The sequence below is a fragment of the Psychrobacter muriicola 2pS genome (assembly GCF_904846535.1).
GTDB lineage: Bacteria > Pseudomonadota > Gammaproteobacteria > Pseudomonadales > Moraxellaceae > Psychrobacter > Psychrobacter aquimaris.
In genome coordinates this window covers 449,404-462,258 of sequence record NZ_CAJHBC010000001.1, presented here as the reverse complement: position 1 = coordinate 462,258, position 12,855 = coordinate 449,404, and the positions used below count along the sequence as shown (strand labels likewise).

Genomic DNA, 12,855 nt, shown 5'->3' with positions numbered 1-12,855 from the left:
CTTATAATTCATCACTCATATTTCATGAGGCGTATTAATCATCCATATTGAAATCGAATATTTGTGATTTAAGCTCAGCGAATTAAAAGTTACACGACTGTCATCTAGTATAGGGTAGCGGGTAATATTGTGATATTGTGGAAAACCACATTATAATTAAGGTTTTTACTTATAATGTGCGTTTGCTAGGTCAAATATAAGGCTAGGTGTATGCATAAAAAGTCGAAAATTTGGGCTGCTTTAAAGACTTGTTTTATTATCGTTGTAGCCTCGGCTGCTTGGTTAACGCTATCTAAGGCAACCGCACAGACCTACTATTTGGGTGTGCTGGCACCTCAAGGCGAGACAGCCGCGCAAAATCGCTGGCAGCCGTGGCTTGACGAGCTTAATGATCAGTTATCAGATGACACCGTGATATTGGTACCTTTGGCGCTGGAGAATTGGCAACAGCAAATAGAAGCACAGCAGTTTGCGCTAGTGCTTGGCCCGCAAGTACAGTTTATAAAAATGAATACCATCAGGTGGCGCTGGCTGGCTACCTTACAAACAGATACGGCTCAATTAAATAGCAATGCGCCAAACGCTCGTGATAAAAGTTCTCGTGATAAAAGATTTAGTAATCAAGGATTTGATGCTGAGGGTTTTAATGGGCAAAAATCGCAAAATCAGCTTTCGACGACAGTCACCCTAGCCAATGAATTTAATAAACTAAATGAACATACGCCATTAAAACAGCCCAGTGCGATGGAAGAGGTCGCCAGTGCTTTATGGGTTGCTGCCGACAGTGATATTTATCGTTTGCAGGATTTGGAGCAACGTCATATTGCTGCCGTCGACACTGCCGCATTTGGCGGTTATTTATTGGGCGCGCATTTATTACAGCAAAATGGCATCACACCAAATCATTACCAAACACAGTTTGTCGGTTATCCGATAGAGCGCACTTTGCATGCCTTGGCTAGCGGCAAGGTAGATGCTGCCATTACACCGCTTTGTCTGATGGAGGAGATGGCAAGGCGCGGTCAAATCAATGACAAGCAATACCGTCTCATTCATCCAGTCGCCACTGTATCTAGCTGCCATTCTTCAACGAAAATATATCCAAATTGGACATTGGCAGCGACCGAACAAGCGCCAGATGCTTTGGTGCGCCAGATCAATCAAAATTTATTTGGCAAGAGTCAAGCAGAGCAGCGTTGGCTGCCAGCAGAATCGAGTAGTGATGCTGAGCGCATCCTTTATGAGATGAATCGCCATCCCGCCCAAAAGCAGCTGAGTGCGCATATGATCGACTGGATAAAGGCGCATCGATTATGGATGGCTGTGATTATTTTGGTTATCCTGATATCGACAGTAAATTATGCTTGGATGAGCTGGCTGGCATGGCGGCGGCAAAAAAAGATAGTGCGGCAAAATAGACTAATCCGTGATTATGATCAGCAGTTACACCAATCAGAGCGCTTTGCGGTCATCGGTGAGATGAGCGGTGCTATCGCTCATGAAATCAATCAACCGCTAGCAACCATTCAAAATTATGCGCAAGGGTTATTGATACGTAGTCAACAAGCGCAGTCATCCAAAAAGATGGTCGAGACAGCGTCACCTGATAATGCAGCGACAGAGAATGCTCTGCAGCAGATTGTATATGAAACAGAACGCGTCGCTGCTGTGGTGACTAATATCCGCCGCTGGGCTGGACGGTCGCAAGCAAATGAAACTCGTGTCAATATCGCAGCCACCTATCAACAGTGTATCCTATTATTGGGTGAGCAAGCCGCAGGTATCAATTTTTGGCTGGCAAGTGATTATCAGCATTTAACCTTGCCAAATTTACTATTAGATCAGTTACTGATAAATGGCGTAACCAATGCTGCGCAGCAAGGGGCGACCCATATCATGCTACGCTGTCAGGCAGAGAGGTATAATAATAAGCAATGGTTGGTATTGCATCTAAGCGATGATGCTGGCGGCTTTGACCAAGCCCAGCTTAAAGCACGGCACCTACCAGAGAGCCTACCCAGTCAATATGCTACCCAGTCTACAAAAGCAGATGGCCTAGGATTAGGGCTGATGATATGTCAGCGTTTATGCAAGTCACAGGGCGGTATGGTGCAGCTAAACAATATTGATACCGAACATGAAATGGAGAAAGTTTATCAAGTAGCGAGTAATGAGCCGCGACGCTTTAAACGTGCCTTAAATGGTAAAATCCAGCTGCTACAAACCAATGCTAACTATCATCTGTCAAACACGGTGGGCGCACAAATATCTTTTTATCTGCCATTATCTTTAGCGAATAATAACGACAAACTTTAATGAATATCAATAATGTATTTAGCCATAAGGTCACATATGACGTCTAATCAACACTCAAATGAGCCTACGTGCTGGCAAGATAAAAACAGTCATCTGTCTGACGATTTATCAGGCATTACGCCAGAATCGCTTATCATTCATATCATTGATGACGAAGAAAGTGTGCGCATGTCCTGTGATTTTTTGATTAGCAGCTTAGGTCTGTCAACCCAAGTGTGGGCAAGTGCGCTGACTTTTTTACAACAAGTCAGTATCTATCGCCCAGCAGTGATAGTTAGTGACTTGATGATGCCAGAGATGAGTGGTCAAGCGCTACAAGTGCATCTCAGTAAACATGATAGTCCCATAGCGCTAATAGCATTAACCGGAAATGGCGAGATTGCTGATGCTGTCAATATGCTCAAACAAGGTGCGGCTGACTATCTGGAAAAACCGGTTAATAGCCGCCTTCTACAAGAAGCACTTGTGCGTGCGCAAGAGCTCTCTTTAAAACGCGCCAAGCTTTATGATATTAAAAAGCTCTATGCACAGCTGACTGATAAAGAAAAGCAGGTTGCCAATGAATTGTTAGAAGGTAATCTGAATAAAAATATCGCTGATCATTTAGACGTTTCCGTCCGTACGGTAGAGGTGCATCGTTCACAAGTGATGAAAAAAATGCAGTCACAACATGTCAGTGAGTTGATTCAAAAGTTGGTTATGCTTGATGCTTAAAAATTAAGACAGTCGTATCAATTAAAACAGTCATAAAAAAACGCCTGCTATTAAACAGACGTTCTATTTTTTCAAGAGTTGAAGAATTTTGCTAAGTTATTTAACTCAATATCAAGCTATCATCTTCGACTTTTTCGCCGCGAGTTTGCTCAAACATATCAAGTAAGTCATGTACAGTCATGCCTTGACGTTTATCGCCAGCCACATCTAACACCACTTGTCCTTGATGTAACATCACCGTTCTGGTGCCATGTGCCAATGCCTGCTGCATTGAGTGCGTGACCATCATGGTAGTGAGCTGGTTGTCCGTCACAATCTTATCGGTCAGTTCTAAAACAAAGGCAGCAGTTTTAGGGTCAAGGGCAGCAGTGTGCTCATCAAGCAATAGAATTTTAGAAGGTTGTAGTGAAGCCATCAGCAGACTCACTGCCTGACGCTGACCGCCAGATAACAGACCCATACGGTCGGTCAGACGATTTTCTAGACCCAGTTTTAATACTGACAATTTTTCGCGAAATAAATCACGGTTATTTTGGTTGAGTGCAAAGCTCAAACCACGTTTGCCGCCGCGCTTATAAGCCAGCGCCATGTTTTCTTCAATGGTTAATGCCTCACAAGTTCCCGCCATCGGATCTTGGAAGACACGAGCCACCCAATGGGCGCGTTGGTGCGCGGTCTTTTTGGTGACATCAATGCCATTTAATAAGATTGAACCACTATCGACGCGCGTGGTACCACTGACCGCATTTAAAAAGGTTGATTTACCCGCGCCATTGGTACCGATGACGGTGACAAATTCACCATCAGCGATATTGAGGTTGATACCGCGTAGGGCAGGGTTTTCAATGGGCGTTCCAGGATTAAAGGTCAACCGCAAATCTGTAGCTTGCATCATAATAATTATTCCTTATGGTTGCACATTGACATTAAGCCCGAACTTTACGACTTAAAAATTTATTTTTAGCTTTTGGCAATACCAAGGCAAACACGACGAGTAGCGCTGTAATCAAGTTTAAATCTTGCGGGCCAAAGCCGATACTACGTAGCGTATCGCTCGATAGCGCTACCTGAATAAATAACTTGTACAGCACCGCACCGACAACCACAGCAAAGGTAATCAGCCAAATACGCTTGGCAGGAATGATGGTTTCACCGATGATGACCGCTGCCAGACCAATGACAATGGTACCGATACCGATCGAGATATCTGCGCCACCTTGGGTCTGCACAAACAATGCACCTGCTAAAGCAATCAAACCGTTAGAAATCGCCATACCAATGATGGTCATCCATGAGGTATTGATGCCTTGCGCCTGTGCCATTCTGAGGTTAGAGCCCGTCGCCCGCATCGAAAGACCCGTTTCGGTACTATAAAACCAGTTTAAAAATAACATGGCCAGTAGCACGACGAGACCAATAATTAGGCAGCGCATCCAATAGCCGTTGCCATCAGTGACCAAGGTGCTAAAGACCGTGGTTTCACCCAATAATGGCAAGTTCGGCGCACCCATAATCCGCAAGTTGATTGAATATAGCGCGACCATCACCAAGATACTGGCAAGCAATTGCAGGATGCCAAGTTTGACGTGTAGCCATGCCGTGATAATACCAGCGACTGAACCTGCCAACATACCAAAAGCGCAGGCAAGCCATGGGTTAATACCAGCGATGATAGAAATACCAGCGACAGCGCCACCTAGTGGAAAACTACCGTCAGCGGTCAAGTCGGGGAAGTCGAGGGTGCGAAATGAGATCAGCACACCAAGTGCTACTAGGCCATAAATCAGACCGCTTTCAAGTGCACCAAAAAAAGCAATTAAAGACATAAGAGATCAGTAAGTCATAACCAAGCGTTTAACAACTAACGTTTTAGTATTAATTCATAGAATAAATGCGTGATATAGACCAGCGCTGTCTCATCTATACGTTAATTTTAGCTAAACGACTAAGCGGTGAATTTAACAGATTAAACAATCTGCGGTTAGGGTAAACCAAAACATGTCACGATTAACAGCTATCATAAGCTACCTTGGTTCAAAGCTTTGATTAAAAATAGGGCAAATTTAGAAACGATGCAAATAGTTTATATTTAATCAATGTTGTTTAAATAAGAAGCCCAGCCTACTGATTCATAGCTGGGTTTCTGATGTTAAACATTTAGCCTCATCGCATAAAGGTAGATAACAGCTGACACCAAATTCATCAAACTCGGCATCTACCTTATGACAGCTGTAATGAGCTAACTGTAAAAGTGCGTTATTCTACCACTTCTTTTGCTTTATCGATAACCGCTTGTGACAAAGTAATGCCTTCTTCTTTGGCATGCTTTGGACTAACGTATAGATCCAACATTTGCGGAGTATAGACGGGAATAGCCCCTGCTTTTTCACCATTTAAAATACGTACAACGATTTTGCCTGTTTCGCGACCGAGCTCGTAGTAATTCACGCCCAATGCGGCAACTGCACCACGCTCCACTGAGCTGGTGTCAGACGCAATCAGTGGGATTTTGCTCTCTTTAGCGACTTGATATAGTGATTCGTAAGCCGATACGACGTTATTATCGGTTGATGTATAGATCATATCAACCTTACCTTCGAGGCTACGTGCTGCCATCGCAATATCAGTACTACGCTGGGCAGGCGCTTCGAGTACATTGATACCTAGTGGTGTCAGTTTCTCTTTCAGGTTTTTTAAGATAATCGTTGAGTTGACTTCGCCTGGGCTATAAACATAGCCGACATTTTTTAGACTAGGAATGATTTGACGCATCAATTCAATTTGTGGCTCATAAGGCAGTGCATCAGAGCCGCCAGTGACATTGGTGCCAGAGCCATCTAGTTTTGTCACTAGTTTGGCGGCAACTGGGTCAGTGACTGCTGAAAATACTAAAGGAATACTGCTAGTGGCAGCAGCTACAGACTGCGCTGATGGAGTACCAATCGCAACGATAACGTCTGAATTGTCTGCGACGAATTGCTTAGCAATCTGACCCGCAGTGGCCGTGTTCCCCTGTGCGCTTTGGAAATTAACCGTTAAGTTTTCACCATCTTTAAAACCAGCTTCATTAAGCTCGTCGATAACGCCCTTACGGACGTCATCAAGCGCTGGATGTTCGACGATAGCTGTAATGGCAACGGTCTTCATCGCTGTGGCTGCATCGCCAGTAGCAGCTGCATCAGTGGTGCTGGTATCTTGTGCTGATTGATTGCAGCCCGTCAAGATAGCAGTACAAACGCCACCTAATAATAGTGCTTTGCTAAAGTTAAAATGACCAAAACGATTCTGATACAACATGGGTCTCACTCCTGAAAATAATAATGTGTCCGTACATTATTTAATAGATGGATAAAGGGTAAAGCAGCTATCTATATAGAGAGCTAAAATATCATGAGCTAAAGATTATTTGCTGGCATTTTGCGCTTTTTTATCGACATTAATAGCATTTTTTAGCAGCTCATCAGTCAGGCTTACGCCTTGTTCAGCCGCATGTTTTGGGCTTGCATATAAGGTTAAGGTATTCATTACTTCAGGCTTAATCGTATTGACTGCCTCGCCATTGAGTACACGATACACCATTTTGCCAGTGGTACGACCAAAGTCATAATCATTGACACCAAGCGCCGCAGTCGCACCGCGTCTTACGCTAAATTCGTCTGAGGCAATGACGGGGATATCAAGCTCATTGGCAGCACCTGCCATCGCTTCAAAGGCGGATACAACGTTGTTATCTAGTGAGGTATAAATCACATCAACGCGACCAGCAAGGCTACGAGTCGCCATGGCCACATCAGTGGGACGATTGGCGGTTACGTCTAATATTTTAAGTCCACGTGCAGGCGCGGCTTTTTTTAGTTGATTGAGTACCACCACCGAATTGACCTCACCTGGGCTATAAACATAACCAATGGTTTTTGCATTGGGCACAATTTTTTGAATATTGTCCAATTGCGGCTCGATAGGTAGCTCACTAGACAGTCCTGTTACATTAGATTGGATAGGCACATTGTTTTCGTTAATGAGCTTCGCCGCTACAGGGTCTGAGATAGCCGTATAAATAACCGGAACTGTCTTAGTTGACGCAACGATAGACTGAGCTGATGGCGTTGAGATTGCCACGATGGCATCTGGGTTGTCTCCTGCAAACTGCTTAGCAATCTGACCTGCTGTCGCTGTATTGCCTTGAGCACTTTGAAAATTAATGGTTAGATTTTGGCCTTCAACATAGCCATTATCTGCCAACTCATCAATAATGCCGCGGCGCATCGCATCTAGCGAAGGATGTTCGACAATTTGCGTGATGGCTAATGTCTTGGCAGGCTTATCAGAATCTGCGGCAGTACTTGTATCTGACGTTGCGGCAGTGTCGTTCGTGTTTGAGCAGCCAATTAATCCAAGCGCGGCGCTCATAGCAGCACCGAATAGGCTGAAGCGTAAAGTAGTAGCAAAGGTCATTTTATTGGGGCTCATAGGTTAGAGAGTGCAGGTTACCCGAGTCAATGTTATGTGCATGCTGAGATAACGGGCTAACATCAAAGTAATCAATCCATTGATCATTACGTTCATATTATGACAGTAATGTAACTTATGGCAATAAGAAATTAAAACGCGTTTGTCATTGTCTCTATTAAGGAGGTAATAAGTCAATTTTTGTCGATATTATCGTTTTTGTGATGACTGGTTTTTATTATTTACTGTCTATGGATTTTGGATAATAAAAAAGATGCCATAGGGGCATCTTTTTTATTTAATAAGCGCTGCTAGGGCGTGTTCTCATTTTTATCACCATTTAGGTGCTTTCGTTCAGATTGAGGGCATGCCTTAGTTCAGATAACCTATTTTAAGTAAATCTATCTTAGGCGAGCACATCCCCAATAACGCAGTTATCAGGCAATGTTACCACCGTCAGCTGGATTTTTGGATTGCCAGTTGATAGCACCATACCTTCTGAGACACCAAACTTCATCTTGCGCGGGGCAAGATTGGTGACGCAAATCACTTTTTTATCAAGCAATTGCTCCGGCTCATAAAACTTACGGATACCGCTGAACACATTGCGCGGCTTATCTTCGCCAACATCCAAGGTAAATTGTAAAAGTTTATCTGCGCCTTCGACATGGTTGCAGGCCAAAACGTGTGCCACTTTCATCTCGACTTTGGCAAAATCTTCAATACCAATATAGTTAGTTTGTTCGGCATCTGTATTAGCATCTGTCACTGCTGCCGATGCATTTTTGGCCGCTGACTTACTGTCTTTGGTCGTGGTAGGCGCATCGGCTTGCGTCAATGACGCTTTAGAGTCTTCTACCATAGCTTCAATATCTTTTTCTTCAATACGCTGCATTAAAGGTTTGAATTTATTGATTTTATGACCAAGTAGCCATTGATTTCGGCTAGCAAAGCTTAGATCGTCAATGTTCAAGAACTCTTTGGTATTGGCTGTCAGCTCAGGTAGCACTGGTGCAAGATAAACCATCAATTGACGGAAAATATTAATAGCGACTGAGCAGACATCTTGAACTTCTTGTTCAGTACCCTCCAATTTCGCGAGTGACCACGGTTTTTTGGCGTCGATATACTCGTTGGCTTTGTCGGCACATTGCATGATGAGACGCATGGCACGCGAGAACTCACGATTTTCGTAAGCGGCAGCAATTTCATCGCCCGTTTTGGTAATGTCTTCCAGTAGCTCTGATTCTACGCAAACCTCTGACAGCATGCCGTCGTATTTCTTCACTAAGAACCCAGCGCTGCGACTGGCGATATTGACCACTTTACCGACTAAGTCAGAGTTGACCTTTTGCATAAAGTCTTCTAAATCTAAGTTAATGTCTTCAACTTTGTCAGACAATTTGCTGGCGAAGTAATAACGTAAGTATTCAGGGTGCAAATGCTCAGCATAAGTCTCGGCCTTGATGAAAGTGCCGCGTGACTTACTCATTTTTTCGCCATTGACCATCAAGAAACCATGAGCAAAGACGCCCGTTGGCGTACGCAATTCGCTACCAGCTAGCATCGCTGGCCAAAACAAGGCATGGAAGTAAACGATGTCTTTACCGATGAAATGATACACTTCGGTTTTATGCTCGTTTTCTTGCATCCAATAACGGTCGAAATCAAGGGCATTCTCGGTGCCTGCGCGCTTATCGCATAGGTTCTTGAAGCTCGCCATGTAACCGACTGGCGCATCTAGCCATACATAAAAATATTTGTCTGGCTCATCGCTTGGGGTGTCTGGAATTTGAAAGCCGAAATAAGGCGCATCACGCGAGATATCCCACGTCGCCAGACCTGCTTCAAACCACTCTTGTAGTTTGTTGGCGACTGAGGTTTGTAGACGATTATCACTACGCGTCCAATCCTTTAAGAATTGCTCAAATTCAGGCAAATTAAAGAAGTAATGCTTGGACGTTTTTAGAATAGGCGTGGCATCTGATAATGTTGAATGCGGGTCTTTTAAGTCTGTTGCATCATAAGTGGTGCCGCATACTTCGCAATTATCACCGTATTGGTCTGGCGAATCACATTCAGGGCAAGTGCCTTTGACAAAGCGATCCGCTAAAAACAACTGTTTTTCAGGGTCAAATAATTGCTCGACATCTTTTGTACTAATATGACCGGCGTCATTCAAACGACGATAGATCAGCTCAGAAAAATGCTTATTTTCTTCTGAATGGGTGGAGTGATAATTGTCAAAGTTAATCAAGAATTTAGCAAAATCCGCTTCGTGTGAGGCTTTAACTGAGGCAATTTGCTCTTCTGGCGTGACGCCATTAGCTTCTGCTTTGAGCATGATTGCCGTACCGTGTGCATCATCCGCGCAGACATAGGTGACCTGATGGCCTTGCGCTTTCATCGCGCGTACCCAAATGTCGGTCTGAATATATTCTACAAGATGCCCCAAATGGATATAGCCATTGGCGTAGGGCAGCGCACTAGTTACTAGAATCTCACGCACAAAATCACCTATATTTTTATATAAACGGGTTAGTTATCAAATGTCCTAAGCGGTTTATGCTTATTGGACACGATATTATCAAGACCAAAAATTTCCAAAAATAAGAAAAATTCAAAAAGTGTGCCTATGATACCGTAATTCAGATAAATTTGTGATATTCCTTAGTAATTAATACAGTAACTAATAAAGCGCTTAACTCTATACGGTATATAGAGTATCACTCAATTCTGAGAGATAAATAGTCAGTTGTATTTAGAAGTGATAATGAGAAAGCGTCCATAAAAAACCCACTAAGCAAGTTGCCGAGTGGGTTTTTATTTACGTGTTATCCGCTTAGGTATTCATAGTCGATACTGATAAATGATTCAAATTCTAATGCCTCCTAGAATGAGCCAAACATCGTCCCTAAAGTGATAACGGCGACCACAGCAATGAGTGGAATCACCATCGTGACCATGGCGACGTTTAGATAAGACTGTTTATGGGTCAAACCACAAATCGCGAGTAACGTGATGACCGCACCACTGTGTGGCAAGGTATCCAGACCACCCGCTGCCATCACAGCAACACGGTGCATGAGTTCTGGGTCAATACCCGCTGCGAGCGCCATTCTTAAATAGTCTGCACCCAACGTCGAGAGGGCAATACTTAAACCACCAGACGATGAGCCAGTAATACCAGCTAACGTGGTCATCGCGACGGCTTCCGAAATTAAAGGATTATCAGGTGTTAGATTTAAAATGCTGTCACGAATGATAAGAAAGCCTGCCAGCGAGGCGATAACCGCGCCGTATCCTACTTCTGAGGCGGTGTTAAAAATCGGTAACATCGAATCATAAGTACCACGGTTGATGGTTTTTTGTAGGTTATTCCAATGACCGATACGTAGCACAATTAAAACGATACAAGCCACGACTAACGAGATGATAATTGACCATAAACCCAGTGAGCCTGCGATATTCAGCTCTGGAAATTGGGTTTGCAAGCCGCTAAAATCCATTGATGGAAAGACAGCGTAAGTTAATACAGCATTTAAACCAATGACCAGTATCAGCGGAATCATAGCAATAGTAAATGAGGTATGATGCGTACTGAGCGTGTCATTTTCTTTTTTGATTGCGCCAACGCCTCCTACATCTTCTTCGTCATGCTGACCATAGCCTTCACCTGCGGCATTGGCTTTTCTGGCTCGTGACTGTAGCCACAACCAACCACAGATGAACATGATGGTACCGCCAATAATACCCAAAATAGGCGCGGCAAAGACATTGGTATTATAGTAAGGAATCGGAATGGCATTTTGAATGGCAGGCGTACCTGGCAATGCTGTCATCGTAAACGTAAACGACCCTAGAGCAATTGCTGCTGGAATCAAGCGTTTTGGAACATCAGCCGCCTTAAACAAGTCTTTGGCGATGGGATAAATGGCAAAGGCCACAACAAACAACGATACGCCGCCGTAGGTCAAAATGGCACAGACCAAAATCACCGCGAGTATGGCTTTGCTAGCACCGAGCTTTGCGACGACGGTATTGGCAATTGCGGTCGCCGCACCAGAGTCTGCCATCAAACGCCCAAATAGTGCACCCAGCAAGAATATAGGGAAAAACTTAAGTAAAAATCCACTTAGCGCCCCCATAAAAACATCAGTATAGGCAGGAATTGTGCTTAAAAAATCACCTGACAGTAAGACTGCTAATGTCGCCATAATCGGTGCTAATATCAGCACGGAATAACCGCGATAAGCAAAAAACATCAATAATAATAAAGTAATGACAATAGCAAAGGTACTAAACATGATCGCCCTCCTTGGCAAAATTAAGGCAGCGAGTATGCAGAACGTATTGATATTGGTCAATAAAATCACTCAAAATATGGAATATTTGATATGTTATTAAACATCAATCTGTCTTAATAAGATATTGACCTACCATATATGCCGCTACTGCGCTGGCTTGTATGTTCTTACGGTTATTCTCTTCTCGCTACGAGAATAATATGTTAAGTTAGCACAAGATTTTTAATTATGATATATCGATAGAAATTGTATTAATATAAATATGGAAATATTGAGTGATGTTACCTACTCATAATCATTGATGATAGAAGTTAATAACAAAAAATAGACTTGCAAGGAGATAAGCATGAGTCAATCAAAAGTATATAGCAGTGCCGAAGAAGCACTGAAAGGTATCGTCAGCGATGGACAAACACTCGCTATCGGTGGTTTTGGTCTGTGCGGGATTCCTGAAGCGTTAATCGCCGCATTGCGTGATAGTGGTGTTAAAGAGTTAACTTGCATCAGTAATAACGCTGGGGTCGATGATTTTGGTTTGGGATTACTATTACAAACGCGGCAGATTAAAAAAATGATTTCATCCTATGTGGGTGAAAATAAAGAATTTGAGCGTCAATACTTGGCAGGCGAGTTAGAAGTTGAATTAACGCCGCAAGGTACCTTGGCTGAAAAATTACGTTCAGGTGGTGCTGGTATTCCTGCCTTCTACACCGCAACTGGCGTCGGCACACTGGTCGCTGAAGGCAAAGAGACGCGTGATTTTGATGGTCGCACTTATATACTTGAGCATTCATTGCGCGCTGATGTGTCATTAATAAAAGCGCAAAAAGCGGACAAAGCGGGTAACTTAATCTTTAACAAGACTGCGCGTAACTTCAATCCAGATTGCGCCATGGCAGGAAAAATTACCATCGTTGAAGTCGAAGAAATCGTAGAGACAGGCACCTTTGATCCTGATGAAGTGCATCTGCCGGGTATTTTTGTGCAGCGTATCGTCTTGAATAGTAATCCTGAAAAGCGTATTGAAAAAACCACGACTAAAGCTGTTGAAAGCAATTAATTAAAGGCT

Annotated in this window: 9 protein-coding genes; 3 read left to right on the top strand and 6 right to left on the bottom strand. The window is 43.5% G+C overall.

The genetic code is table 11. From position 1 onward, the window contains the following. Nucleotides 1-210: 210 nt before the first annotated feature. Together JMX93_RS01880 and JMX93_RS01875 are read left to right on the top strand one after the other, a co-directional pair. The gene (locus JMX93_RS01880; RefSeq protein WP_499203670.1) at nt 211-2,316 is read left to right on the top strand and encodes a PhnD/SsuA/transferrin family substrate-binding protein; all 2,106 of its coding nucleotides are present in this window, start codon (nt 211-213) and stop codon (nt 2,314-2,316) included. A gap of 36 nt (nt 2,317-2,352) precedes the next feature. Then, entirely contained in the window at nt 2,353-3,030 is a 678-nt protein-coding gene (locus JMX93_RS01875; protein WP_499203669.1) for a response regulator transcription factor, read from the top strand. 100 nt (nt 3,031-3,130) lie between these two features. Here JMX93_RS01875 and JMX93_RS01870 read toward each other — a convergent pair whose 3' ends face one another. The 6 genes from JMX93_RS01870 to JMX93_RS01845 form a co-directional block, all read right to left on the bottom strand. Next, entirely contained in the window at nt 3,131-3,925 is a 795-nt protein-coding gene (locus JMX93_RS01870) for an ABC transporter ATP-binding protein (protein WP_045446787.1), read from the bottom strand. A 31-nt stretch (nt 3,926-3,956) separates the two neighbouring features. Beyond that, nucleotides 3,957-4,856, bottom strand: coding sequence for an ABC transporter permease (locus JMX93_RS01865; RefSeq protein ID WP_499203668.1), 900 nt, complete (start codon nt 4,854-4,856; stop codon nt 3,957-3,959). 430 nt (nt 4,857-5,286) lie between these two features. After that, nucleotides 5,287-6,327, bottom strand: a complete 1,041-nt coding sequence (locus tag JMX93_RS01860) for an ABC transporter substrate-binding protein (protein ID WP_045455214.1) — start codon at nt 6,325-6,327, stop codon at nt 5,287-5,289. A gap of 105 nt (nt 6,328-6,432) precedes the next feature. Then, on the bottom strand, nt 6,433-7,485 hold the full coding sequence (locus JMX93_RS01855) for an ABC transporter substrate-binding protein (protein WP_499203667.1): 1,053 nt from the start codon (nt 7,483-7,485) through the stop codon (nt 6,433-6,435). A 400-nt stretch (nt 7,486-7,885) separates the two neighbouring features. Further along, nucleotides 7,886-9,988, bottom strand: coding sequence for a methionine--tRNA ligase (gene metG / locus JMX93_RS01850; RefSeq protein ID WP_499203666.1), 2,103 nt, complete (start codon nt 9,986-9,988; stop codon nt 7,886-7,888). Between the two features lie 382 nt (nt 9,989-10,370). Next, nucleotides 10,371-11,786, bottom strand: a complete 1,416-nt coding sequence (locus JMX93_RS01845; protein ID WP_499203665.1) for a GntP family permease — start codon at nt 11,784-11,786, stop codon at nt 10,371-10,373. Nucleotides 11,787-12,132: 346 nt separating this feature from the next. Between JMX93_RS01845 and JMX93_RS01840 the strand changes: the two genes are divergently transcribed. Continuing rightward, complete coding sequence (locus JMX93_RS01840; protein WP_443556983.1) at nt 12,133-12,846, top strand: CoA transferase subunit A; 714 nt, start codon at nt 12,133-12,135, stop codon at nt 12,844-12,846. Nucleotides 12,847-12,855: the final 9 nt, after the last annotated feature.

What these genes read in the sequence shown, in the direction of transcription:
- JMX93_RS01880 (WP_499203670.1), top strand. Translation starts at nt 211, where the DNA reads ATGCATAAAAAGTCGAAAATTTGGGCTGCTTTAAAGACTTGTTTTATT.
- JMX93_RS01875 (WP_499203669.1), top strand. Translation starts at nt 2,353, where the DNA reads ATGACGTCTAATCAACACTCAAATGAGCCTACGTGCTGGCAAGATAAA.
- JMX93_RS01870 (WP_045446787.1), bottom strand. Translation starts at nt 3,925, where the DNA reads ATGATGCAAGCTACAGATTTGCGGTTGACCTTTAATCCTGGAACGCCC.
- JMX93_RS01865 (WP_499203668.1), bottom strand. Translation starts at nt 4,856, where the DNA reads ATGTCTTTAATTGCTTTTTTTGGTGCACTTGAAAGCGGTCTGATTTAT.
- JMX93_RS01860 (WP_045455214.1), bottom strand. Translation starts at nt 6,327, where the DNA reads ATGTTGTATCAGAATCGTTTTGGTCATTTTAACTTTAGCAAAGCACTA.
- JMX93_RS01855 (WP_499203667.1), bottom strand. Translation starts at nt 7,485, where the DNA reads ATGACCTTTGCTACTACTTTACGCTTCAGCCTATTCGGTGCTGCTATG.
- JMX93_RS01845 (WP_499203665.1), bottom strand. Translation starts at nt 11,786, where the DNA reads ATGTTTAGTACCTTTGCTATTGTCATTACTTTATTATTATTGATGTTT.
- JMX93_RS01840 (WP_443556983.1), top strand. Translation starts at nt 12,133, where the DNA reads ATGAGTCAATCAAAAGTATATAGCAGTGCCGAAGAAGCACTGAAAGGT.